The following is a 24,354-nucleotide window of genomic DNA, read 5'->3' as shown; positions in this document are numbered from 1 at the left end:
TGCCGGCCGGGTGGCCCCTGTGCAGCAACTCCGCCCAGTGCGAACCACGGCCCGAACGAGAGCACCTGCGCCGAGGCCCTGCCTGCGGCCGGGGTCGACTTCAAAGGCCCGCTTCAGTGCGCGAGCCGGAGCGGGACCGGCCGGGCGCGGGCAGGGCCCACAGCAGCCGGAAGGCAGCGCACCTCCTGCGTCACGCTCTCGCTCCAGTACCGGGGATCGGACAGGACGGCTTCGGGCAGCCGGGCCGTATCGAACAGACGGAACCGCCGTTCGGCCACTTCGGCCCGGAAGTGCCGCCCCTCGATCCCCTCGTCGGGTGCTGCAAGAATCGCGGCGCAGAGCCGTGCCTCGCGCAGCCTCAGCCGGGCGATCGTCGCCCGCACCTCGGCCAGTTCGTCCGCCGGGTTCGCCGCGTCCGCCTTGTGCATTTCTGCCCCCGTTGCCAATCTGTTCCTCGACACATAGCCGGACGTCCGTTAACGAATCGCTGACGCCGGAGCAGAGAAAGGACCTTCCATGACCGAGCTTCCCCAGGCCCGCCGGCTGCTGAGACAGGGCGAATGGACAGGTGCGGCTGCAGGCTGCGTGCGGCTGGGCTATGACGAGCGGTTCCTGCGCCGCAAGCGGCTCGAGACCGAGGCGGGCGAGGGGTTCCTTGTCGATCTCGCCGAGACGACCAGCATCGACGAGGGCGACGCCTTCGAACTGGCCGACGGGCGCCTGGTCGAGATCCGCGCGGCGGCGGAGGAGGTGCTGTCGATCACCGGCCCGATCCTGCGCGCCGCCTGGCATATCGGAAACCGCCACACGCCCTGCCAGATCGAGGCGGACCGGCTGGTGATCCGCCGCGACCATGTGCTCGAGGGGATGCTGCGGGGCCTCGGCCTGACCGTCGAGCCGCGAACCGAGCCCTTCCGCCCCGAGGGCGGCGCCTATGGCCAGGGTCGCACCATGGGCCACGACCACGGACCTGCGCACGAGCATGGCCACGCGCATCCGCATGTCCATGTCCATATCTCGCACCGGCCCGAAGAGGATGAGACGCCCGACGCCGACCCGGCATGAGCCGCGCGCTCCTCAGCCTGGTCCAGTGGCTCTCGCCCGCCTTCCCGACGGGGGCTTTCGCCTATTCCCACGGGCTCGAATGGGCGATCTCGGAGGGCGAGGTCAGCAACGCCGCCTCGGCGGAGCGCTGGATCGGCGACATCCTGCGCTTCGGAGCCGGACGGACGGATGCCATCCTGCTCGCCCATGCGCTGAAGGGCCATGACCTCGACGACCTCGCCGACCTTGCCCGTGCCCTCGCGCCCTCGGCCGAGCGGCTGCGCGAGACCGAGGAGCAGGGCGCGGCCTTCGCCGCCACCACCTCGGCCCTGACGGGAAGGAACCTGCCGCCACGGCCGTTGCCGGTCGCGGTGGGGCAGGCGGCGGCCCCGCTCGGGCTGGCGGTGCCGGAGGTGCTGGCGCTGACGCTCCATGCCTTCGCGGCCAATCTCGTCTCGGCTGCGGTACGCTTCGTGCCGCTCGGCCAGACCGAGGGGCAGGCGATCCTCGCGGCCCTCCACCCGCTGGTCGAGGAGATCGCGCGGGAGGCGGCCGTGGCCCCGCTCGACGCCATCGGCAGCGCCGCCCTCCGCGGCGATCTCGCGGCGATGCGGCACGAAACCCAGGAAGTGAGGATCTTCAAGACATGAGCCATGGACCCCTGCGCGTGGGAATCGGCGGACCGGTGGGTGCCGGCAAGACGACCCTGACCGAAAAGCTCTGCGCGGCACTTGCCCATCGCTGCTCGATGGCGGTCATCACCAACGACATCTATACCCGCGAGGATGCCGAGGCGCTGATGCGGGCGCAGGTCCTGCCCGCGGAACGGATCCGTGGGGTCGAGACCGGCGGCTGCCCCCATACGGCGATCCGCGAGGATGCCTCGATCAACCTGGCCGCCGTGGCCGACCTGCGCCGCACCTTCCCCGACCTCGACCTGGTCCTGATCGAGTCGGGGGGCGACAACCTCGCCGCGACCTTCAGCCCCGAGCTTGCGGACCTGACGATCTACGTGATCGACACGGCTGCCGGGCAGGACATTCCCCGCAAGCGCGGTCCGGGCGTTACGCGGTCCGACCTGCTCGTCGTCAACAAGACCGATCTCGCGCCCCATGTCGGCGTGGACCTCGGCCAGCTCGAGGACGACACGAAGGTGGCCCGCGGCCGCAGGCCCTATGTCATGGCGCGAATGCGGTCGGGGGAGGGCGTGGCCGAAATCGTCGCTTTCCTCGAGCGCGATGGCGGGTTGCAACTGCTGCCTCAGGATTGAGCAAGAGGGCGATTCCATGCAGCGACTGCGCGGAATCTGCCCGAATGCGGGACAACACGCCCTCCCTTGCTGAAATGATGTGCAGTTCGGCCGTGCTGCAGGCGCCCCGCGGCGCACCGCCTTGCCGCATCTCGTGCCGCCACGTCATCTAATCCCGCGAGGATCGTCCGCTTCAGGACGGCCCGGCGCTCGCGGGCGACGAACGTCCGGCGGCGGATCAACAGGGGACTGCCCAGGCTTCACGAACTGCGCCCGGTTCTCGGAACCGGGGAGGCGGAGCCGTGGCTGAACAAGGGAACAAGAACATGAAGATGTTCAGGGGATATCTGATCGGAACGGCCCTCGGCCTGTCGCTGGCCGGCAGCGCCTTCGCGCAGGAGGATACGATCAAGATCGGCGTGCTGCACTCGCTCTCGGGTACGATGGCCATTTCCGAGACGACGCTGAAGGACACAGTGCTGATGCTGGTCGATCAGCAGAACGCCAAGGGCGGCCTGCTCGGCAAGAAGCTCGAGGCGGTGGTGGTGGACCCGGCCTCCGACTGGCCGCTGTTTGCCGAGAAGGCGCGCGAACTGCTGACCGTGAACGACGTGGACGTGATCTTCGGCTGCTGGACCTCGGTCAGCCGCAAGTCGGTGCTGCCGGTCATCGAGGAACTGAACGGCCTGCTGTTCTATCCCGTCCAGTACGAGGGCGAGGAGAGCTCGAAGAACGTCTTCTACACCGGCGCCGCGCCGAACCAGCAGGCGATCCCGGCGGTGGACTACTTCCTCGAGGAACTCGGCGTCGAGAAATTCGCCTTGCTCGGCACGGACTATGTCTATCCGCGCACCACGAACAACATTCTCGAAAGCTACCTGCAGCAGAAGGGCATCTCGAAGGACGACATCTTCGTGAACTACACCCCCTTCGGCCATTCCGACTGGTCGAAGATCGTGGCGGACGTGAAGGCGCTCGGCGCGGACGGCAAGAAGGTCGGCGTGATCTCGACGATCAACGGTGACGCGAACATCGGCTTCTACAAGGAACTCGCGGCGGCGGGCATCTCGGCCGACGACATTCCCGTCGTGGCCTTCTCGGTCGGCGAAGAGGAACTCTCGGGCCTCGACACGTCGAACCTCGTCGGCCACCTCGCCGCCTGGAACTACTTCCAGTCCGCCGAGAGCCCCGAGAACGAGACCTTCATCAAGGAGTGGAAGGCCCGGATGGGCGAAGAGCGGGTGACGAACGACCCGATGGAGGCCACCTACATCGGCTTCAACATGTGGGTGAACGCCGTGGCCGCGGCCGGGACGACCGATGTGGACCCGGTGGCCGAGGCGATGATCGGGCAGACCTTCCCGAACCTCACCGGCTCCGAGGCCGAGATGCTGCCGAACCACCACCTCACGAAGCCCGTGCTGATCGGCGAGATCCGCGACGACGGCCAGTTCGACATCGTCTCGCAGACCGAGCCGGTGCCGGGCGACGCCTGGACCGACTATCTGCCGGAATCGGCCGTGCTCGAATCCGACTGGGCCAAGCTCGACTGCGGCATGTACAACACCGAGACCAAGAGCTGCGTGCAGATCAAGTCGAACTACTGACGTGACGGGGGCGGCTCCGGCCGCCCCCCTCGCGCCGAACCGGGGGCCTCAGGCAGCGCCCCCGCCCCCTCCGACGAGGTCCGAATGCGGTTTGTCCTGATCCTTATTGCAGCGCTGACTCTCGCGCTGCCCGTCCTCGCGCAGGGCACGCCCGCCGCGCAGATCCTCTCCGAGAACCGCTCGCTCGTCGAAAGGTCGTCGCGCCAGACCATCGGCCCCGTGATTTCGGCCCTGGCCGCATCGGGCGATCCGGCGGCGGCGCGAATCCTTGCGGCCTGGGCCGATCGCGGTCTCGGCCTGCGGGAGAGCGACGGCACCTTCTTCCTCATCGAACCGGCCGACGGCGGATGGGCGCTGCGCGACCTGTCCGGCAATCCGGCGGGCACCGCGGGCCGGCGCGAGATCGAGCAGCTTCGCCCGAACAGCGGCGTGCGCGGCCTGATCGCGACGGCGCTGGTGCAGTTCCAGCTGGCCGATCCCGATCCTGCGCGCCGCTCCGAGGCCCTCGCCTCGATCGCCCGCGATCCCGCCCCCGAACATCTCGAGCCGCTGCGGGCCGCGCTGGCCGATGCCCCGGATCCCGCCATGGCCCGTCTCGAGCGGCTGCTGACGCTGCGCTTCGGTGACAGCCCGGCCGAGCGCGTCGCAGCCATCGAGAGCTTCGGGGCGGATCTCGGCCTCGATCTCCGCGCCGCCCTTAACCCGCTGGTCGCCACCCGGCGCGTGGCGGTCGAGGGCGAGCCGGAGGGCCTCAACATCGCCCGCGAGCTGGTGCCCGGACGCGGGATCGCCCGAGAGGAAGCCTACGACCTGCTGGTGGCCGCAGATCAGGCTCCTGCGCGCCTAAGCCGCGCCGCGCTGCGCGAGACGCTCGTGTCCCAGATCCGGGACGGGCAGGTGGCCGGCATTCCCGTCGCGGATCTGGACAGCCCCGAGGCGCGCGACCGCGCCTATACCGCGCTCGAGGCGCAGGGCATCGTCCCCCCCGCCGCCACCGAGGACGAGGTGAGCGCGACGCTCGAACGGTTCCGTTTCCTCGACGTCTATGCCGAGCCCGATCCGGAGGTGACCGCGGCCGCCAATGCGGCGCTGTCGCGGATCGGCCGCACCGTCGGGCTGATGCAGGCCGCCGATCTCGCGCTCGACGCGGCCTCGCTCGCCTCGATCTATTTCCTCGCCGCCATCGGCCTCGCCATCACCTTCGGCGTGATGCGGGTCATCAACATGGCTCATGGCGAATTCATCATGATGGGCGCCTACACCGGCTATGTCGTGCAGCAATGGATCGCCGACTACACGATCTCGATCCTCGTGGCGTTGCCCCTCGCCTTCGCCGTGACCTTCGCGGCCGGCGTCGCGATGGAGCGGCTGGTGATCCGCCACCTCTACCGCCGCCCGCTCGAGACGCTGCTTGCGACCTTCGGCATCTCGATTGCGCTGCAGCAGCTTGCCAAGAACATCTTCGGCACGCAGGCGCGCCCCCTGACCGCTCCCGCCTGGCTCGACGGAGCGCTGAGCTTCAACGACGTCGTCTCGATCAGCTACATCCGCATCGCGATCTTCGTCCTCGCGATGGTCTTCCTCGGCGTCTTCCTCTTCATCATGAAGCGCACCCGCCTCGGGCTGGAGGTGCGGGCGGTGACGCAGAATCCGTCGATGGCGGCCTCGATGGGGATCAACCCCGACCGGATCAACATGCTGACCTTCGGGCTCGGCTCCGGCATCGCGGGCATCGCGGGTGTGGCCATCGGCCTCTTCGCCAAGGTCACCTCCGAGCTCGGGCAGGACTACATCGTCCAGAGCTTCATGACGGTCGTCGTCGGCGGCGTCGGCAACATCTGGGGTACGCTCGCCGGGGCCGCGATGATCGGCGGGGCGCAGAAGGGCATCGAGTGGCTCAACCCCTCGAACACGCTCGCCGCGCAGACCTACATGATCCTTTTCATCATCATCTTCATCCAGTTCCGGCCGCGGGGCATCATCGCCCTGAAGGGCCGTGCCGCAGGAGACTGACATGCGTCCGACCACCTTGCGGGGCCGCCTGACATGAGACGGAGCTTCCTCTCCCGCCATCCGTCGGTGCTCGTGTTCCTGAGCCTGCTTGCGCTCTTCACGCTGGGCGTCACGCTTCTGTCGCACGCCTATGGAACCGAGTTCCTCTCCACCTCCTTCGTCAAGACGCTCGGCAAGACGCTCTGCCTCTGCCTCGTGGCCCTCGCGATGGATCTGGTCTGGGGCTATGCGGGCATCCTCAGCCTCGGCCACATGGCCTTCTTCGCGCTTGGCGGCTACATGATCGGCATGTGGCTCATGTATGCCCGCACCGAGGAGATCGTGGTGCAGGCGCTCGCCCGTGCGCCCCTGCCTCCGACCCCGCAGGAGATCTCGGACGGGGTCGCCACGCAGATCTTCGGCGTGGTGGGCGGGGCCGACCTGCCCGCGGTCTGGAGCTTCGCCCACAGCCTTCCGGCGCAACTGGCGCTGGTCCTGCTGGTGCCGGGCCTCCTCGCGCTGGTCTTCGGCTGGCTCGCCTTCCGCAGCCGCGTGACCGGCGTCTATCTCTCGATCCTGACCCAGGCCATGACGCTCGCCCTGGCGCTCTACCTCTTCCAGAACGACTCGGGGCTCCGCGGCAACAACGGGCTTTCGGGGCTCCAGAACATCCCTGGCCTCGGCGGCGTGTCGCAGGACCGGCTCTCGGTCTGGTTCCTCTGGGCCTCGGCCGCGGCGCTCGCCCTCGGCTATCTCGTCGCCGCCTGGGTCGTCTCGGGCAAGTTCGGCTCCGTCATGCGGGCGATCCGCGACGACGAGCAGCGCGTGCGCTTCCTCGGCTATTCGGTCGAGGGCTACAAGCTCTTCATCTTCACCCTGACCGCGGTGATCGCGGCCGTCGCGGGCGCGCTCTACTATCCGCAGGCGGGCATCATCAACCCGGCCGAGCTCGCGCCCATCGCCTCGATCTATCTCGCCGTCTGGGTGGCGATCGGAGGCCGCGGGCGCCTCTACGGCGCGGTGATCGGCGCGGCCTTCGTCTCGCTGCTCTCGACCTGGTTCACCGGCGGGCGCGCGCCCGACCTGAACCTCGGCTTCTACCGGATCCAGTGGGTAGACTGGTGGCAGATCCTGCTTGGCCTCGCCTTCGTGCTGGTCACGCTCTTTGCACCGCAGGGCATCGGCGGGCTCTTTGACTGGGCGGCGGGCCTGCGTCACCCGAACCGGCGGGGCGCGCCGCTCGGGCCCGACGCCGGATCGCTGCAGGAGAAGGAGGCCACCGAATGAGCGCGCTTCTCGAGGTCTCGGGCGTCTCGGTCACCTTCGACGGGTTCCGCGCTATCAACAACCTCTCCTTCAACATCGGAGAGCAGGAGCTGCGCGCCATCATCGGGCCGAACGGCGCGGGCAAGACCACCTTCATGGACATCGTGACCGGCAAGACCCGGCCCGACGAAGGATCCGTGACCTTCGGAGAGCGATCGGTGTCGCTTCTGAAGCTGTCGGAGGCGCAGATCGCGCAAGCGGGAATCGGGCGCAAGTTCCAGCGCCCCACCGTCTTCGAGGATCAGTCGGTCTTCGACAACCTGATGATGGCTTTGAAGAAGCCGCGCTCTCCTTTCCCGGTGCTCTTCTTTCGGCCCTCTGCCACGGACGCGGACCGGGTGCGCGATCTGGCCGAGGAGGTGGGGCTTGGCGACCAGCTCGGACGGAAGTCGGGCGAACTGAGCCACGGGCAGAAGCAGTGGCTCGAGATCGGCATGCTTCTCGCGCAGGAGCCGCGCCTCCTGCTGGTGGACGAACCTGCGGCCGGCATGACGCTGGCCGAGCGCGAGCACACGACGGCGCTCCTCGTCGAGATGGCGAAGACGCGGGCGGTGGTGGTGGTCGAGCACGACATGGAATTCGTGCGCCGCCTCGACTGCAAGGTGACGGTGCTGCACGAGGGGTCGGTCCTGGCGGAGGGCAGCCTCGACCATGTGACGAAGAACCCGGCTGTGATCGAAGTCTATCTGGGGCGCGGATGATGCTGAAGACCGAAGGACTGACCCTGCATTACGGCGGCAGCCAGATCCTCTACGGGATCGACATGGAGGCCCGCGCGGGCGAGGTGACCTGCATCATGGGCACGAACGGCGTCGGCAAGACCTCGCTCCTGAAGGCGATCGCCGGGGCGCATCCGCGCTCGGGCGGGCGCATCGTGCTGGACGGCGAGGACCTGCCGAAGCTGCCGCCGCAGGGCATGGCGCGCCGGGGCCTGGGCTTCGTGCCGCAGGGGCGGATGATCTTTCCGCTGCTGACGGTGACCGAGAATCTCGAGACCGGCTTCGCCCTGTTGCCGCGGTCCGAGCATCGGATCCCGGACGAGATCTACGAGCTCTTCCCGGTGCTGAAGGACATGGCGCACCGGCGCGGGGGCGATCTCTCGGGCGGGCAGCAGCAGCAGCTCGCCATCGCGCGCGCCATGATCATGAAGCCGAAGCTCCTGCTCCTCGACGAGCCGACGGAAGGGATCCAGCCCAACATCATCCAGCAGATCGGCCGCGTGATCTCCTATCTGCGGGAGAAGGGCGACATGGCGATCGTTCTCGTCGAGCAGTATTTCGAATTCGCCTACGGACTCGCCGACCGCTTCTACGTCCTGAAGCGAGGCGCGATCGACGTGGCGGGCACGAAGGCCGAACTGGGCCGCGAGAGGGTGAAGCAGGCCGTGTCGGTCTGACCTGCTGCGCTTCATGCAACCCGGAGCCGGCCGTGGCCGATGCCTCGGGGCGACGAGTGTCGGGGGCTCGCATCGGCCGGGCGGATTGCCGTCCTTCGGCGTTGCCGCCGGTTCCGGTGTCGTCCTGCCGTGCGCGCAGGAAAAAGGCCGGCGGATGGATCCGCCGGCCTTTCGCGATGATCGGATGATCAGTTGGTCGGGGCCGGCGAGACCGACACGAGGTAGGCCCAGATGTTGTGGGCGTCCTCTTCCTTCTTCAGCTTGAAGGTCATCTTGCCCTTGGCCTTGGTGTCGCCGGTGTATTCCTTCAGGAACTTGGTCGGATCCTGAACGTACTGGACGAAGTGCTCCTCATCCCAGGCGAGGCCTTTCGCGCCGGCTTCCTTCATGCCTTCGCCGTAGCCCTTGAAGTCCTCGCGGGTGCCGGCGGTGCGGCCGACCACGCCGTACAGGTTCGGACCGGTCTTGGCGTTGCGGCCGGCGATGTTGGTGCCCGCGTCGTCCACGATCACGTGGCAGGTCTGGCACTGGTTGAAGGCCTTGGCACCCGCCTCCGGGTCGCCGTCCTGGGCGAAGGCCGGGACAGCCGCGAAAGCGGCGATGGCTGCGAGAGCCTTGACGTCGAATTTCATGAGGATCCTCCCTGTATGGGTAGATGATGGTGTAGATGTCGGGTGCCGCCGGCACATACTCAATACTTCGGAACGAGCGCCCCGGCTCATGCATGACACTTGGGCCGGAGATGCGCAACGGTCGCGGAAGGCGGCAAAAACGGGGAACGGGCCAAAGGTCCGGAGTCTCTGCGATACAGCCGGGCCTGCGGACCGGAAAGTCGTTCGGGAATGCGAGGCGACTGACATGGACTTCCTGCCGGACTGTTCGGACGCAGGGGACTATGCCGCCCGGTCACTTGAGGAATTATATGACGGATTGACGCAGAACTTCCGGTAAAGACTGCTTCACCACGATGTGATTCACATCCCCTCTGCTTTTTCCTTGAGCAGCTTCGCCTCGGCACGCCGCATCGTCTCGGGCAGGGCAGAGACGGGCTGGCGGTAGTTGCGGACCGGCCGTCGCCGCTCGGGCATCATCCATTTCCACAGCTTCCTGTCCTGCAGGTTGACCACCATGAACCAGTGCTCGAGCACCGCGAGCGCCGTCAGCGCGGCCAGCAGCCAGAAGCCCACTTCCCGGTGGTTCGAGCCATCGGCCGAGAGCGCCCGCTCGACCCAGCAGCCGGTCGCGAAGGTCAGCAACGTCACGGAAAGCGGGAAGAAGCGGTTCATTCGGGTGCGCCGGAAGTAGCTCGACAGGTGGGCCAAGGTGGAGGGCAGGAACTCGACGTTGATGTAGGGCACGCCGAGATAGAGGTTCAGCTTGGCCGAGACCCGCGCGACGAAGAGGATCATGAAGGTCCAGAGGCCGAAGCGGTTGGGGGCGCCTGCCGCATGTATGGCCATTGCGACAAGGACGGTCATCAGCACGATCTCGTGCCAGAGCACGGTACCGACCGCCCGCAGGAAGCGCTCTGCAGAACGGGCATGGGCCGGACAGCGGTCCGTGTTGGGGCCGGTGATGACGCCCGACAGGAAGGCCAGTTCGATCCAGCCCCAGACCGCCAGCGAAGACAGGAAGGCCATGTAGACGCCCTGCACGGAGAGGTCGTGCAACGTATGCGAATAGCCCCAGGCGCCCGCGAACAGCATCGGCAGGCCGATGATGACCGAGGTCAGATGCGCCTCGGGTCCACGATTGTCGGCATGTCTCACCCGCCAGAGCAGGATGCCGGTGGAGAACCACCAGACAAAGATGGCCGAGAGGGCGACAACCCAGGGACTCGTAAGCATCAGCAGCCACCTGGCCGCAAGCGGGAAGCGGGCAGGGCCCGCTCCCGGAGATCGTCAGCAGTCAATAGCTCGGCTCCAGTCGGACGGTCGCGGGCAGGGCATTCTGCCTGACCGGGATCGTGTAGAGGGACGCGAAGGCGGCGAGCGCCTGCGCGCCGCCAAGGACCTTGTCGAGCCGCCCTGCGAGGCCGCCCCTGCGGGTGCCCCGGTCCATGCGCAGGAAGGCCTCGTTCATGCGGTTCAGCGCCGGTTTCCAGCGCGGATGGTCGATGTCGAGCTCGACCGGGAAGATCTGGCGCGCGATCTCGGAGGTCTTGCGGTAGACCTCCTGGTCGTACCAGTCGATGTCCACCCCCAGCGCCTCGTGGAAGCGCGGGCGGGCGTGGTCGCGCACCCACATGGTCGAGTAGACCGCCGTCAGGAAGAAGCGGATCCAGAGCCGGTTGACGGTCGTGTCCGTCAGCTTCGGATCGGTCTTCATCAGCAGGGCGAAGGCCTCGCCATGGCGGAACTCATCGTTGCACCACTCCCGGAACCACTTGAAGATCGGGTGGAACCGGTGCTCGGGGTTGGCCTCGAGGTGGCGATAGATCGTGATGTAGCGCGCGTAGCCGATCTTCTCGGAAAGGTAGGTGGCGTAGTAGATGAACTTCGGCCGGAAGTAGGTGTATTTCTTGGCCTTGGTCAGGAAGCCGAGGTTCACCGCCACGCCTGCCTCGCGCAGGGCGTCGTTGATGAAGCCCGCGTGCCGCGCCTCGTCGCGCGCCATGTAGTTGAACAGCTCGCAGATGTCGGGGTTCGAGCCGCGCCGCTTCATCTCCTTGTAGAGCACGCAGCCCGAGAATTCTGCGGTGCAGGAGGACACGAGGAAGTCGATGAACTCCACCCGCAGGGCAGGGTCCATTCCGTCCCAGTCGATCCGGTCCCAGGCGTCGGTCTTCTTGAAGTGGGACTTGTTCGGGTCCGCCTTCATCTCGGCGATGAGCTCGTCCCAGTCCTTGCGGACCGGGGTCACGTCGATGCGGTCCAGTTCGTCGAAATCGGTGGTGTAGAACCGGGGATTGAGGATGTGGGTCTCGGTGGCCATCGAGGTGGTGTCGGCCACGGCCTCGGGGCTCAGGACGGGGGAGAGATCTCCGGGAGACGCGTTCACAGCGTCACCTGCTCGGAGAAGGAGAACTCGCAGAGTTCCATGGCTCCAAGGTCACCCGTCAGGCGCGTCCAGAGACGCTCGACCTGCGAGGCGCGGGTGATGGTGGCGGTGCGCTCCTCGACCACCACCTCACCGAAGGCCGCCAGGACCGGCGAGCCGTGAACCAGAACCTCATCGCCCGGATGGACGATGGCGCCGTTTTCGAAGCGCACATGCGCATGCAGAGACTCGAACCGGTGACTTACCTCAACGGTGCAGGGCACCTCTTCCGCTTGTTTCGTGAACAGACCCATGGGGGTTCCCTTCTCTTGGCGTCATTCGGACAGCATCCGCTCGAAAGCGGCCTCGTTGTCGGGTCCGAATGCCTGGAGCTCGGCGCTCCAGCCGGTTGCGTCATCCTGCAGGGAAAGTCTGCCGTTCTCGTACTTCACCAACCGCACGGGCGGGTTGTCCTCGACCCTGTGCACGGTGCGGGCGCGCCTCAGGCCGATCTGGATCACGGTGACGAAGCCGCCGTTCTCGGCTTCGAAAAGGGTCTCGCCTTCCGGCGTGCGAACCGCAACGGCCTGCTCGCCAAGGCCGACGAGCACGATCTGCCGCTCGGCCACCACCGGGGCGTCCTGAGGCTGCCCGGTGGGTTCGCGGCCTGTCCAGACTGCCCAGCTGACCATGAGCAGCGAGCCGAGCGCAAGCGCGAACATCGACTTGAGCAGGAAGGGCGGGATCAGCTCCTTCTCCTTGTCGCTTTGGGGACGGCGGGAGTTGGGTGCGGTCATCATGATGTTCCTGCGGGGTCTGGCCGGGGGCGCCGCTCAACGGCGCCGCGCGGTCGTGGATCTTGGGCGCGCTGCAGCCGGTCTCAGGCGGCCGGCACCGCATGTGCCGGAACGGCCTCGTCTGCGCGGGAGATGGTGGGGACGGATAGCCGCGACTCTGCCGCATCGGCGAGGATCCGCGCCACGCGCTCGGCATCCGGGATGCAGCGCATCGCCGGCTCGCCCCGCCATTTCCAGGGGCGGATGTGGGGCCAGCACACGAGCTTCGAGATCCGGTTCGGCGCCTTCATCTTCATCGCGATGGTGCCGATGCCGGACTTGCGCAGGTCGAGCGCTGCGGTATCGAGCTGCTTGAAGGGCAGGTTCAGCGTGACCGAGAGGGCCGCGCCGATCCGCAGGATCACGCGGGCCGTGGTGATCGAGTAGATCGTGGCGCGCGACTGCCAGAAGGCGCCCAGCAGCAGCAGAAGGTAGGTGGCGACGCCCATGCCGGCGTAGGGCAGGCCATAGGCCAGCGCCATCGGCAGGCCGCCGTCGCTCCAGCCCATCGAGCCGCGCCAGATCACGATCAGCGCGAAGTAGCCCGCGATCCAGTTGACCTTGTAGGCCTCGCGCGCGAGGGCGAAAGCCGCCGGGCGGCCCTGCCACAGCAGGGTCTCGCCCACCGGAGGACGCTCGGGAAGGCCAGGGATCGGTTCGAACTTGAAATCGTCATGGTCCATGGTCGTCTCCTCGGTTCGTCAGCGGCGGATCGGATGCGGATCGGATCGGTAGGGGCGATCGGATCCGGATCGGGTCCGGAGAGTGCGGCGCGGCCCGTCAGGGCCGCGCCGTGCAATGGATCAGGCGTATTCGGCCAGCATCGCGGAGATGACCGACTTGCGCTTCGGCGCCGCATACATCAGGCCGCCGGCGACGTAGCCGCAGATCTTGTCTTCCTCGAGGAGCGTGACCTCGGAGGGGTTCTTGATCGTCGGGATGCCGGCGAAGAGATCCGACGACAGCGCGTTCACATGGACGCGGTTCGCCTGCACCTTCACCATCTGCATCGGCACGAGGCGGGTGGAGCCGTCCTTGAGTTCGACCTCGAGGAAGCGGGCCATCTGCTCGGGGATGTCGACCCAGATGTCCACGACCTTGCCCGCGATCTCGAGATCGCAGCCGCGGACCGGCAGGCCGATCGGGTTCTTGCCGGCCGAGACGTAGAAGCCGGCAGCGGCCTTCATCGGCTTGATCTTGTTGTGGCCGTGGCCGTCGAGTTCCGGCGCGTCACGCCGCGCAACCCAGGAAGCCGGGCCCACGCCGTCCTTCATCGGGTCGCCGGTCGGAACATGCGGGAAGCCTTCCGAGACCGCCGTCCGGGCGAGCGCGATCGGGCGATCTTCGCTTTCCGGGCCGGGCACGGTCAGCGTGCCGCGGCCGTGGGGCAGGATGAAGGTCTTGGGCTTGGGCAGCGGGAACGGGCCCTGGTTCGCGGCCGGGGTGCCGTCCTCGTTCTCCAGCGGATAGCCCTCACGCATGTTCTCGGTCTGGAGGTAGTAGATCAGGCCCGCGAGGAAGATCCAGAAGCTATAGATCGCCAGCGACGCCAGATCGAAGTTTCCAAAAGCAGTCACACCAACCATTTAAGGGGTCCTCCGGTGTCAGGTGGGGAAGTCGGCGAGTCCCACGCGGGTCCCGCCGGCCGGTCGTTCAGATGAGAGGATCGTGGTCCGGACCAGAGGCCCCAGCACGATCAGTGTGGCGAACAGCAGCCCGATCTCTAGGAGGTACACGGAGCTGTAGCCGATGGCCGCGTTCTGAAGCGCGGCACCGAGATGCCCCGCCTCGGCCCAGTGGCCGATGAGGTCGCGCAGCGCGCCGCCCATGAAGATGGCGACGCCTGCCGCGGTGGCCTGCGCAGCCCCCCACGCGCCGAGCGCGAGCCCGCGTCCGGCCAGGCCGGAGAGGGGAATCGCCATCGCCATCGTGAGGGTGGCGACGGAGAAGAGTCCGCCGCCCATCCCGATCAGTGCCGCGCCGGCGAAGAACATCGCCTTCGACTCCGCCGGCCAGGCGAAGAGCACGAGCAGGAAGGCCGCAAGCCCGATCAGGATACCCCGTCCCGCCATGCGGGCCGGGTCAAGACCGCGCGCGAGCCAGCGTGCGGCCAGTCCGAAGCCGATGAGCGCCCCCAGCGACCACATCGCGGTCAGAAGGGTGGTGGCGGACACCGGCAGATTGATGATCTCGCCGCCGTAGGGCTCGAGCAGCACGTCCTGCATGTTGAAGGCGAGCGTGCCGATGGCGACGGAAAGAAGCAGGCGGAAGGCGGTGCCGTCCGCGTTGAGCTCGGCCCAGGCATCGCGGAGGCGCGGACGCGGCGCGGCGCGTTCCTCCTTCGACATCGGGCGCACGTGTTCCTGCTTCCAGAGGGCGATGATGTTCAGGACCATCGTCATGAAGGCGCAGCCCTGCACCACGCGGATCAGGCGCAGTTCCGAGAAGTCCTGCAGCAGCCAGCCCACGATCAGCGACGAGATCCCCATGCCCACGAGGAACATGACGTAGAGCAGCGCCACGACACGCGGCCGCGTCTCTTCCGTGGCCCGGTCCGAGGCGAGGGCGAGGCCCGCCGTCTGCGTCATGTGCATGCCGAGGCCCGCCATCAGGAAGGCCAGCGCCGCCAGAACCTCGCCCGCCCATGTGGGGCCGTGGACCTGATCGCCCGACAGCACGATCAGCGCAAAGGGCATGATCGCAAGCCCGCCCATCTGCCAGAGCGAGCCGAACCACAGATAGGGGATCCGCTTCCAGCCGAGAGTCGAGCGATAATTGTCGCTGCGGTGGCCGAGCAATGCCCTGAATGGCGCCGACAGCACCGGCAGCGCGATCATCAGCGCGACGACCGTCGCCGGCACCGCGAGTTCGACGATCATCACCCGGTTGAGCGTGCCCAGCAGCAGGACCGAGCACATGCCGACCGACACCTGGAACAGCGACAGTCGCAGCAACTGGCTCAGCGGCAGGCCCTCAGAGGCCGCATCCGCGAAGGGAAGCGCGCCGATCGTCAGTTTCTTCAGCTGTTTCCGCCCCAGGATCACGGTCGGAACTCCAGACACTCGGAGATGTAGAAGCCCCGCGACACCCGCCCGACCTTCACGAGCCTGCCCCCCGTCGCCTCGTTCAGAGGCTGGAACGGGTGCGGGATCATGACCGGCGAGCGGTCGGACCGCGGAAAGAGCTTCCCCATCGTCCAGAACGCCATCAGGAAAGGCGTTCGCGGCGCCACGGTAAAGACGACCGAATGCCGCGTTCTCGCCCCCAGCCTGTCCAGCGCCGCCGCGATATCCGCATCGGTGTAGTAGATCAGGCTGTCCATCGCGACGACGTAGTCGAAGCGGCCAAGGTCATCGGCCAGCATGTCGCCCGAGCCGAAGGTCACGCGGTCCAGATGCTCGGCCGGCAGGCGCTTCCGCGCGATCTCGACAAGCTGCGGCGAGATGTCCACCGCCGTGACCTGCGCTCCGCGGGCCGCAAGCTCGGCCGTCATCTGGCCCGCGCCGCAGCCGGCATCGAGCACGCGAAGGCCGGTCAGGTCCTTCGGCAGCCGCCAGAGCATCTTCGCCCGCATCGTGTCGCGCCCCTCGCGGACCGTCTGCCGGATACGGCTGACGGGCGCCGACGAGGTCAGCCGCTCCCAGGTATGGGTCGCGGTGCGGTCGAAGTAGTGTTCGACCCGGTCGCGGGTGGTCGAATAGTCGTTCATGGGTTCTTCCTTGAACGCCGGAACGGATCCGGCAGGGGCAGGCTCAATCGAAACCCAGCAACTCGAAAATCTCGCGATCCGGCAGCGAATGCGGATCGATCGGGTCGAGGCCGCGCCAGAGGCTTTCCGCGAGCCGGATATATTCGGCTCGGGCGGCCAGCACGTCCTGATCCTCGTCCATCTCGAACAAGGTCTTCTTCTTCAGCCGCGAGCGACGGATCGCGTCGAGGTCCGGCATGTGGGCAAGACGGCGGAAGTTCGTTTCCGCGCAGAAGCGGTCCACCTCGTCGGTCGCGCGCGAGCGGTTCGCGACGCAGCCCGCGAGCCGCACCTTGTAGTTCTTCGACTTGGCCTGAACCGCGGCGATGATCCGGTTCATGGCATAGATCGAGTCGAAGTCGTTCGCCGTCACCACCACCGCCTGATCGGCATGCTGGAGAGGCGCCGCGAAACCGCCGCAGACCACGTCGCCCAGCACGTCGAAGATCACCACGTCGGTGTCGTCGAGCAGGTGGTGCTGTTTCAGCAGCTTGACCGTCTGGCCCACGACATAGCCGCCGCAGCCGGTGCCTGCCGGCGGGCCGCCCGCCTCGACGCACATCACGCCGTTGAAGCCCTCGAAGACGAAATCCTCGGGGCGCAGTTCCTCGGGGTGGAAGTCCACGTCCTTCAGCACGTCGATTACGGTGGGCACGAGGCTTCCGGTCAGCGTGAAGGTCGAGTCATGCTTCGGGTCGCAGCCGATCTGCAGCACGCGCTTGCCGAGGATCGAGAAGGCGGCCGACAGGTTCGACGAGGTCGTCGACTTGCCGATCCCGCCCTTGCCGTAGACCGCGAAGACCTTGGCGCCGGTGATCTTGTCGCTCTCGTCCAGATGCACCTGGACCGAGCCTTCGCCATCCTCTCCGGTCGGTATCGTCAAGTCTTTCGGGCTCATCGGAGGCCCCCCATTGCTAAAGCCATCCCTGCGTCCCGCAGGGCTTGCCGTCCCGTCCGCCTCACTCGGCGGCAATCCCCTCGAGACGGTCTTCCAACTCGTCCGCAGCCCCTTGCAACGCGGCCAAAGTCTCCGCGTCGGGCTGCCAATAGTTACGGGCACTCGCCTCCAGAAGGCGTTCGGCCATGCGGACGCTCGCCTCCGGGTTCAGTTCGGCCAGACGGCGGCGCATGGCCTCGTCCAGCACGAAGGTTTCGGACAGGCGCTGGTAGACCCAGGGCTCGACCTGCTGGGTCGTGGCCGACCAGCCAAGCGTGTTGGTCACCTGCGCCTCGATCTGGCGCACGCCTTCGGCGCCGTGGCGCAGCAGACCCTCGTAGTATTTAGGGTTCAGGCTGCGGGCGCGGGTCTCCAGCGCGATCTGGTCCTTGAGCGTGCGGACGGTGCCGCCGCCGCGGGTCTGGTCGCCGATGTAGACGGCGGCTTCCTCGCCCTTGGCGCGCTTCACCGCGCGGGCGATGCCGCCCAGCGTGTCGAAGTAGTGGTCGACCGTGGTCACGCCCAGTTCGACGGATTCGAGGTTCTGGTAGGCCACGTCCACCGTCTTCAGCGACTTCTGCAGGAGCGCGGCATTCTGCACCGGCTTGCCCGAGCGGCCGTAGGCGAAGGACTTCCGCGCCTCGTAGGCGTCGGCCAGTTCGTCCTCCTCGCCGAAGGCCGAGGAGCCGACGAGCACGTTGACGTTCGAGCCATAGGCGCCTTCCGCGTTCGAGAAGACGCGGAGCGAGGCGGTTTCCATGTCCACGCCCATCTCCTGCGCATAGGCGAGCGCATGGGCACGGATGAAGTTCTGCGCCAGCGGCTCACCTTCCGCATTGGCGCATTTCCACGCGGCCTCGGCCAGCATCCGGGTCTGGAGCGGCAGGAGGTCGCGGAAGATGCCCGAAAGGGTCATGATCACGTCGATCCGCGGCCGGCCCAGTTCCGACAGCGGAATGAGATCCGCCCCCGCCAGACGGCCGTAGTGGTCGAACCGCGGCCGTGCGCCCATCAGTGCCAGCGCCTGCGCGATCGGCCCGCCGTCCGACTTGATGTTGTCCGAGCCCCAGAGCACCAGCGCCACCGTCTCGGGCAGCCTCGGGTGCGCGTCGAGCAGCCGCTGAGCCTGCGCCGCGCCGTCCTGCAACGCGAAGGCGGTGGGCATCCGGAACGGGTCGAAGGCGTGGATGTTGCGGCCCGTGGGCAGGATCTCGGGCGCACGGATCAGGTCTCCGCCCGGCACCGGCTCCATGAAATGTCCGCCGAGCGCGCGCAGCAGGCCCGCGATCTCGGTCTCCTGCCGCAGCAGGCCCTCGACCTCGGCGCGGCGCTCGGGCTCCATCTCGGGCATCAGCGCGATGTTCTCGGCGATCTGCTCCTCGGTCATCGGCTTGCCCACGACATGCAGCCCGTCGGTGATCAGCGAGCCCTCGGTTTCCAGGAGCTTCAGCCACATCGTGTCCACATCGACCATGTCGAGGTTGACGGCCTTGGCCTGTTCCTGGATCAGCAGCGAAAGCTCTTCCCGCTCAGGGGCTTCCGGGCTGAGCTGACGGTAGCGCGTGAGGCTGTCCTTCAGGTCCTGGAGCCCGCGGTAGAGGCCGGCCTTGGCCAGCGGCGGGGTGAGGTGGGTCACGGTGATCGCGTTCGAGCGGCGCTTGGCGAGCGAGGCCTCGGACGGGTTGTTCGCCGCATAGAGATAGACGTTCGGCAGGGCGCCGATCAGCCGGTCGGGCCAGCAGCTGCCCGACATGCCGGCCTGCTTGCCGGGCATGAACTCGAGCGCGCCGTGCATCCCGAAGTGCAGGAGCACGTCGGCGCGGAAGTCCTCGCGCAGCCAGCGGTAGAAGACGCTGAACGCATGCGTCGGCGCGAAGCCCTTCTCGAAGAGAAGCCGCATCGGGTCGCCCTCGTAGCCGAAGACCGGCTGCACGCCCACGAAGACGTTGCCGAAGTCGTGGCCGAGGATGAAGACGCCGCGTCCGTCGGACTGGATGCGGCCGGGTGCTGCGCCCCAGGCCTTCTCGATGTCGGCGAGCCAGGGCGTGCCCGCGACGATCTTCTCGGCCGTGACATGCGCCGCGATGTTGGCAGGCTGGCCATACTGGCTGGCCGTGCCGCCGAGGACGGCATCGCGCAGGGCCTGCACGCTTTCCGGCACCTCGAGCCGGTAGCCCTCGCGCTTCATGGCGTTCAGCACGTTGAAGAGGCTCTCGAACACGCCGAGATAGGCCGCGGTGCCGACGGCGCCCGCGTTCGGCGGGAAACCGTAGAGGACGACGCCCACCCGCCGCTCGGCGATCTTCGAGCGGCGCAGCAGCGCGAGGCGGAGGGTCTTTTCGGCGAGAACCTGAATCCGCTCGTGGCAGGGCGCCATGGCCCGGCATTCGGTGCCCTGCGTCGTGGCGCGGCAGCCGCCGGGGCAGCCGTTGCAGCCGGCAAGATCGTGACGCCCGGCGAAGACCGTAGGGTTGGTCGCGCCGTCGATCTCGGGCAGGGCCACGAGCATGGTGGTCTCGACCGGGCCGAGGCCGCCGCCGGCCTGCGCCCATTGACCGAGCGTCTGGAACTCCAGCGGATGGGCCGCAACGTAGGGAACGTCGAGCCCCTTCAGCGCCTCGATCGCCGCGTGGCTGTCGTTGTAGGCCGGGCCGCCCACAAGGCTGAAGCCGGTGAGCGAGACCATCGCATCGATGGTCGGGCCATACTGGTCATGGAAATAGGCGTCGATCGCCGGGCGCCCGTCGAGGCCGCCGGCGAAGGCGGGCAGGACGGCGATGCCCTTGGCCTCGAAGGCCTCGATCACCGCGTCGTAATGCGCGGTGTCGGAGGCGAGGATGTAGGAGCGCAGCATCAGGAGGCCGACCGTCACCTTCGCGCCGGACGGGCGCGGCAGGTCGTTCGCGTCGGTGGTGATGCGGTTCGGCAGGCGCGGATGGTAGAGCCCCACCTCGGGATATTCGATCGGTGCCTTGGCATGCACCTTGTGCCACTCGCGGTTCGAGGAGTAGCGCGAGACGAGATAGCGGAACATCTGCTCGAGGTTGTCGTCCGACCCGCCGAGCCAGTATTGCATCGACAGGAACCAGGCGCGCAGGTCCTGCGCCTTGCCGGGCACGAACTTCAGCATCTTCGGGATGGTGCGGAGCATCCGCATCTGGCTCTCGCCGGTGTTCCCGCTCTCCTTGCTCGACCCGCGCAGCTTCTTCAGCAGCGCCATCGGCCCGGAGGCGGGCTTCTGCATGTCGAGGTCGCCCATCTTCGTGAGCTTCACGATGGCGGGATCGGCGATCATGCCGACGAAGGCGTCGCAGCGCTCGCGCGCGGCCTGCAACTCGGGCAGGACGGCGTTGATGTGCTCCTCGATGAAGAGGAGGTTCGCCACGACCATGTTCGCCCGGCCGATTGCCTCGCGCGCCGCAGCCAGCGCCTCGGGCTTTTCGGCCCATTCGGCGGCGGCATGGATCGAGAGCGTCAGGCCCGGGAATTCCTGCCGAAGCCTCGGCGCGATCCGCGCCGCGGGCCCGGCCGCATGGGCGTCGAGCGTGACGATGACGATGTTGTAGCCGGGCGTGCCGGCCGAACCAGAGACTTCACCGCGCATAATGAGCCTTCGCCTCGTACAGGGTCTCGATGCTGATCCGGGTCAGGCCCTTCTCAGCCGCGAATTTCTCGGTGTTCCGTCGCGCCTTGCCGCGCACGAAGAACGGGATCTTCTTCAGTTCCCTCTCGGCATCCGAGAGCCAGACGATCTCGCCCATCGGTGCATCGGCGGGGGGGACGGCCTCGGGGGGCATCGAGCCCCCCTCGGCCGTCTCGGCGCCTTCGACCGCTGCGACCACACCGGCCGTCTCGGCGCGCGGCGCCGAGGCGGCGACCGCCTTCCCGCCGTGGTGCGAAGCGCCGGCCTCGTCGTGGAACTCGAAATCCTCGCGGAACATGGTGAGGAGGTGTTCCTCGAGCCCCATGACCAGCGGATGGATCCAGGTGTCGAAGATGACATTCGCGCCCTCGAAGCCCATCTGCGGCGAGTAGCGCGCCGGGAAGTCCTGGACGTGGACCGGGGCCGAGATCACCGCGCAGGGGATGCCGAGACGCTTGGCGATGTGACGCTCCATCTGCGTGCCGAGGATCAGTTCGGGCGCGAGGGCCTGAATCGCCTCCTCGACCTCGAGGTAATCGTCGGTGATCAGCGCCTCGAGGCCGTAGTCCTTCGCAGCGGCCCGCATCGGGCGGGCGTATTCGCGGTTGTAGCAGCCCATGCCGACGACCTCGAAGCCCACTTCGTCGCGGGCGATCCGGGCCGCGGCGATCACATGGGTCGCGTCGCCGAAGAGGAACACCCGCTTGCCGGTGAGGTAGGTCGAGTCCACCGAGGCCGACCACCAGGGCTGGCGCAGGCGGCTCTCGTCGACCCTGGGCTCTACCCCTGCCAGTTTCGCCACTTCGGCGATGAAGTCGCGGGTGGCGCCGACGCCGATGGGCACGACCCGGGTGTAGGGCTGCTTCAGCGCCTTCTCGGCCCAGCGGGCAGCGGATTCGGCCGTTTCCGGGTAGAGCAGCACGTTGAAATGGGCAGCCCCCAGCCGCGCGACGTCGGAAGGGCTCGAGCCCATCGGCGCCACTACGTTCACGTCAATCCCCATGCCGTTGAGAAGCTGGGTGATTTCGGTGACATCGTCGCGGTGGCGGAAGCCGAGCGCGGTCGGGCCGAGGATGTTGCAGGACACCTTCGCCGTGCGCTCCACGGGCTTGGCCAGCTTGCGGCAGATCTGCAGGAAGCTCTCGTCGGCGCCGAAGTTCTCCTTGCGCTGGTAGGAGGGCAGTTCCAGATGCACGACCGGCACCGGCAGCGACAGCGCGTCGGCCAGACCCCCGGTGTCGTCCTGGATCAGCTCCGCCGTGCAGGAGGCTCCGACCATGATCGCCTGGGGCCGGAACCGCTCGTAGGCGTCGCGGCAGGCGGACTGGAACACCTCTGCAGTGTCCGAGCCGAGGTCGCGGGCCTGGAAGGTGGTGTAGCTGACAGGAGGGCGCTTGCCGCGCCGCTCGATCATGGTGAAGAGCAGGTCCGCATAGGTGTCGCCCTGCGGCGCGTGCAGCACGTAGTGCATCCCGGTCATCCCGGTCGCCACGCGCATCGCACCCACATGGGGCGGGCCTTCATATGTCCACAGCGTGAGTTTCATGTCCGGTTCCCTGGGCGGTCCACCGCCTCTTCCCTCCGGGATAGCCGAGAAAAAGGAGTCTGGGGATGCGTCATTCCGCAGCCTCGCGCCGCAGGATCCCCCGCCGCCGGACCGGCCGCGAGAAGAGGCCGGCGAGGTCGCCCGCCTGTTCGTAGAAATGAACCGGGGTGAAGACGAGCTCGATCGCCCATTTGGTGGTGAAGCCCTCGGCCTCGAGCGGGTTGGCCAGGCCCAGCCCGCAGACCGTGAGATCGGGGCGCGACTCGCGGACGCGGTCGATCTGGCGTTCCACGTCCTGGCCCTCGGAGATCACCGGTCCCTCGGCCAGCAGGTCGAGGTCGGGCCCGAGGATGCCGCGGTGGAGGAAGGGCGTGCCGACCTCGATCGCGGTCATGCCGCATTCGCGGGTCAGGAACCGGGCAAGCGATGGCTCCAGCTGGCTGTCGGGGAAGAAGAAGACCGACTTGCCCCGCAGCGTTTCGGCCGCGGCGGCCACGGCCTTGCGGGCGCGGGCGCGGGGGGCGGCGGTCACGGCGTCGAGCTTCTCGGCCGGGATGCCGAATTCGTCGCAGATCGCCTTCAGCCACAGCGTCGTGCCTTCCTCGCCGAAGGGGAAGGGGGCCGGAATGTGGCGCGCGCCGCGGCGGGTCAGCGCGCCGTGGGTTTCGCCGAGGAACGGCTGGACCAGCGCGAAGACGGTGTTCGGGCCGACGCCGGGCGCCTCGGCCGCGTGATGCGCGGGCAGGCAGCGCACCGGGCCGATGCCAAGCTGGGCGAGCAGCGACAGCGCCTGATCCTCGACCACGTCGGGCAGCGCGCCGACCAGCAGCAGCTCGCGTGCGTCGGTGGCGGGCAGGGTGGGCACGATGGAGGCGAGGCAGGCGTCCTCACCTTGCGTGAAGGTCGTCTCGATCCCCGATCCCGTGAAGTTGTAGACCCGCACAGCCGGCCCGTGCTGCGCCGAAAGGCGTTCGGCCGCGCGGTGGAGGTCCAGCTTGATGACTTCGGACGGGCAGGAGCCCACGAGGAACAGCTGCTTGATGTCGGGGCGGCGCGAGATCAGCCGCTCGACCTCGCGGTCGAGTTCGGCATTGGCGTCGGCGAGGCCGGCAAGGTCCTTCTCCTCGAGAATCGCCGTGCCGAAGCGCGGCTCGGCGAAGATCATCACGCCCGCCGCCGATTGCAGCAGGTGGGCGCAGGTGCGCGAGCCGACCACGAGGAAGAAGGCGTCCTGCATCTTGCGGTGCAGCCAGATGATGCCGGTCAGGCCGCAGAACACCTCGCGCTGGCCGCGTTCCTTCAGAACCTCGGTGTTGCGGCAGCCGCGGGCGGGCGGCGTCGGAAGATCGAGGCTCATCGGGCGGCCTCCATGTCGAGGCGGGCCATCCGAAGCTTCCACAGGAACTGGCCGGCGTTGATGACGTAGGTGGCGTAGGCCGCAAGCGCGATGCCCATCTGCAGCCCGTGGGGCTGGCCGGTGAAGAGCGCCCAGAGATAGGCGGTGTGCAGCGCGATGACGCCGAAGGAGAACACGTCCTCCCAGAAGAAGGCCGGGGCGAAGAGATACTGGCCGAACACCACCTTCTCCCAGATCGCTCCGGTGACCATGATCGTGTAGAGGATCAGCGTCTTGAGCAGGATCGAGACGGTGGCGGCCGTGTAGCCCTCGCCTGTCGCGAGATACCACAGCACGAGACCGAGCGAGACCGCGAAGACCGCGAACTGGAGCGGCGCGAGGATGGCTTGCACCAGGGTCCAGCGCGTCGCGTCGCGTCGCGCGCGCTGTTCCTCGGTGTAGAGCCGCCGGCGCGGCGTTGCGGGGGACGTGGGCTGCATCTTGAGGTTCGCCTTCCGAGGAGGGCCCGCAAAAGGGGCTGCCTTTAGGGGGAGATTATCGTTCCGATTCCGAAAGTGTCAATTCTGACTTACATCTTTTGCGAAGCGGATGCAGTGCGGCAAAGGGGCAGATCTTGCCGCAGGACCTGCGACAATAAGCCGTAATAGAGGCCGGAAAACAAGCTGATAGGCCAGCTGGCGCCCCTGTTCCGCTG

Annotated in this window: 23 protein-coding genes; 8 read left to right on the top strand and 15 right to left on the bottom strand. The window is 67.6% G+C overall.

Features of this window, described 5'->3' with window-relative positions; genetic code table 11:
• Positions 1 to 113 precede the first annotated feature (113 nt).
• Positions 114 to 428 (bottom strand): hypothetical protein, encoded by a 315-nt coding sequence (locus ACTVZP_RS08900; protein ID WP_443211789.1) that lies wholly within the window; start codon positions 426 to 428, stop codon positions 114 to 116.
• 88 nt (positions 429 to 516) lie between these two features.
• On the opposite strand from ACTVZP_RS08900, the gene ureE reads away from it, so the two are divergent.
• The 8 genes from ureE to urtE all read left to right on the top strand — a co-directional run bounded on the left by ureE (position 517) and on the right by urtE (position 8,614).
• Positions 517 to 1,065: an urease accessory protein UreE gene (gene ureE / locus ACTVZP_RS08895; RefSeq protein ID WP_443211788.1), complete on the top strand. Its 549-nt coding sequence runs from the start codon at positions 517 to 519 to the stop codon at positions 1,063 to 1,065.
• A complete protein-coding gene (locus ACTVZP_RS08890) occupies positions 1,062 to 1,694 on the top strand; it encodes an urease accessory protein UreF (protein WP_443211787.1) in 633 nt (210 codons plus the stop codon). Before ureE ends, ACTVZP_RS08890 begins: the two co-directional genes overlap by 4 nt.
• On the top strand, positions 1,691 to 2,314 hold the full coding sequence (ureG, locus tag ACTVZP_RS08885; RefSeq protein WP_443211786.1) for an urease accessory protein UreG: 624 nt from the start codon (positions 1,691 to 1,693) through the stop codon (positions 2,312 to 2,314). Before ACTVZP_RS08890 ends, ureG begins: the two co-directional genes overlap by 4 nt.
• Positions 2,315 to 2,619: 305 nt before the next feature.
• Positions 2,620 to 3,900: an urea ABC transporter substrate-binding protein gene (urtA, locus tag ACTVZP_RS08880; protein WP_443211785.1), complete on the top strand. Its 1,281-nt coding sequence runs from the start codon at positions 2,620 to 2,622 to the stop codon at positions 3,898 to 3,900.
• A gap of 84 nt (positions 3,901 to 3,984) precedes the next feature.
• Complete coding sequence (gene urtB / locus ACTVZP_RS08875) at positions 3,985 to 5,913, top strand: urea ABC transporter permease subunit UrtB (RefSeq protein ID WP_443211784.1); 1,929 nt, start codon at positions 3,985 to 3,987, stop codon at positions 5,911 to 5,913.
• 33 nt (positions 5,914 to 5,946) lie between these two features.
• Positions 5,947 to 7,179 carry an urea ABC transporter permease subunit UrtC gene (gene urtC / locus ACTVZP_RS08870; RefSeq protein WP_443211783.1) on the top strand — a complete coding sequence of 411 codons (1,233 nt, stop codon included), beginning with the start codon at positions 5,947 to 5,949 and terminating at the stop codon, positions 7,177 to 7,179.
• Positions 7,176 to 7,919, top strand: coding sequence for an urea ABC transporter ATP-binding protein UrtD (gene urtD, locus ACTVZP_RS08865; protein WP_443211782.1), 744 nt, complete (start codon positions 7,176 to 7,178; stop codon positions 7,917 to 7,919). Before urtC ends, urtD begins: the two co-directional genes overlap by 4 nt.
• Complete coding sequence (gene urtE, locus ACTVZP_RS08860; protein ID WP_443211781.1) at positions 7,916 to 8,614, top strand: urea ABC transporter ATP-binding subunit UrtE; 699 nt, start codon at positions 7,916 to 7,918, stop codon at positions 8,612 to 8,614. Before urtD ends, urtE begins: the two co-directional genes overlap by 4 nt.
• A gap of 188 nt (positions 8,615 to 8,802) precedes the next feature.
• Here the strand turns inward: urtE and cycA are convergent, their stop codons facing one another.
• From cycA to bchF, 14 genes are all read right to left on the bottom strand, one after another.
• Positions 8,803 to 9,246, bottom strand: a complete 444-nt coding sequence (cycA, locus tag ACTVZP_RS08855; RefSeq protein ID WP_443211780.1) for a cytochrome c2 — start codon at positions 9,244 to 9,246, stop codon at positions 8,803 to 8,805.
• Positions 9,247 to 9,588: 342 nt separating this feature from the next.
• Positions 9,589 to 10,461, bottom strand: coding sequence for a putative photosynthetic complex assembly protein PuhE (puhE, locus tag ACTVZP_RS08850; protein ID WP_443211779.1), 873 nt, complete (start codon positions 10,459 to 10,461; stop codon positions 9,589 to 9,591).
• Positions 10,462 to 10,522: 61 nt separating this feature from the next.
• Complete coding sequence (gene acsF / locus ACTVZP_RS08845) at positions 10,523 to 11,614, bottom strand: magnesium-protoporphyrin IX monomethyl ester (oxidative) cyclase (RefSeq protein WP_443211778.1); 1,092 nt, start codon at positions 11,612 to 11,614, stop codon at positions 10,523 to 10,525.
• Entirely contained in the window at positions 11,611 to 11,907 is a 297-nt protein-coding gene (locus ACTVZP_RS08840) for a hypothetical protein (RefSeq protein WP_443211777.1), read from the bottom strand. The genes acsF and ACTVZP_RS08840 overlap by 4 nt, the downstream gene beginning before the upstream one ends.
• A gap of 21 nt (positions 11,908 to 11,928) precedes the next feature.
• On the bottom strand, positions 11,929 to 12,390 hold the full coding sequence (puhC, locus tag ACTVZP_RS08835; protein WP_443211776.1) for a photosynthetic complex assembly protein PuhC: 462 nt from the start codon (positions 12,388 to 12,390) through the stop codon (positions 11,929 to 11,931).
• 83 nt (positions 12,391 to 12,473) lie between these two features.
• On the bottom strand, positions 12,474 to 13,112 hold the full coding sequence (gene puhB / locus ACTVZP_RS08830; protein WP_443211775.1) for a photosynthetic complex putative assembly protein PuhB: 639 nt from the start codon (positions 13,110 to 13,112) through the stop codon (positions 12,474 to 12,476).
• A 120-nt stretch (positions 13,113 to 13,232) separates the two neighbouring features.
• Positions 13,233 to 14,015, bottom strand: a complete 783-nt coding sequence (gene puhA / locus ACTVZP_RS08825) for a photosynthetic reaction center subunit H (RefSeq protein WP_443211774.1) — start codon at positions 14,013 to 14,015, stop codon at positions 13,233 to 13,235.
• An 18-nt stretch (positions 14,016 to 14,033) separates the two neighbouring features.
• On the bottom strand, positions 14,034 to 15,473 hold the full coding sequence (locus ACTVZP_RS08820; protein WP_443211773.1) for a PucC family protein: 1,440 nt from the start codon (positions 15,471 to 15,473) through the stop codon (positions 14,034 to 14,036).
• On the bottom strand, positions 15,470 to 16,138 hold the full coding sequence (bchM, locus tag ACTVZP_RS08815) for a magnesium protoporphyrin IX methyltransferase (RefSeq protein WP_443211772.1): 669 nt from the start codon (positions 16,136 to 16,138) through the stop codon (positions 15,470 to 15,472). The genes ACTVZP_RS08820 and bchM overlap by 4 nt, the downstream gene beginning before the upstream one ends.
• Positions 16,139 to 16,181: 43 nt before the next feature.
• Positions 16,182 to 17,075, bottom strand: coding sequence for a ferredoxin:protochlorophyllide reductase (ATP-dependent) iron-sulfur ATP-binding protein (bchL, locus tag ACTVZP_RS08810; RefSeq protein ID WP_443211771.1), 894 nt, complete (start codon positions 17,073 to 17,075; stop codon positions 16,182 to 16,184).
• Positions 17,076 to 17,136: 61 nt separating this feature from the next.
• Positions 17,137 to 20,718, bottom strand: a complete 3,582-nt coding sequence (locus ACTVZP_RS08805) for a magnesium chelatase subunit H (protein WP_443211770.1) — start codon at positions 20,716 to 20,718, stop codon at positions 17,137 to 17,139.
• The gene (bchB, locus tag ACTVZP_RS08800; protein WP_443211769.1) at positions 20,708 to 22,303 is read right to left on the bottom strand and encodes a ferredoxin:protochlorophyllide reductase (ATP-dependent) subunit B; all 1,596 of its coding nucleotides are present in this window, start codon (positions 22,301 to 22,303) and stop codon (positions 20,708 to 20,710) included. Before bchB ends, ACTVZP_RS08805 begins: the two co-directional genes overlap by 11 nt.
• Positions 22,304 to 22,373: 70 nt before the next feature.
• Positions 22,374 to 23,660 (bottom strand): ferredoxin:protochlorophyllide reductase (ATP-dependent) subunit N, encoded by a 1,287-nt coding sequence (locus ACTVZP_RS08795; protein WP_443211768.1) that lies wholly within the window; start codon positions 23,658 to 23,660, stop codon positions 22,374 to 22,376.
• Complete coding sequence (gene bchF / locus ACTVZP_RS08790; RefSeq protein ID WP_443211767.1) at positions 23,657 to 24,139, bottom strand: 2-vinyl bacteriochlorophyllide hydratase; 483 nt, start codon at positions 24,137 to 24,139, stop codon at positions 23,657 to 23,659. Before bchF ends, ACTVZP_RS08795 begins: the two co-directional genes overlap by 4 nt.
• Positions 24,140 to 24,354 lie beyond the last annotated feature (215 nt).

The organism is Rhodobacter sp. NSM, assembly GCF_052244495.1.
In the GTDB taxonomy this organism is placed as follows: Bacteria; Pseudomonadota; Alphaproteobacteria; order Rhodobacterales; family Rhodobacteraceae; genus Cereibacter_A.
This window is presented reverse-complemented; position numbering and strand designations above follow the sequence as displayed.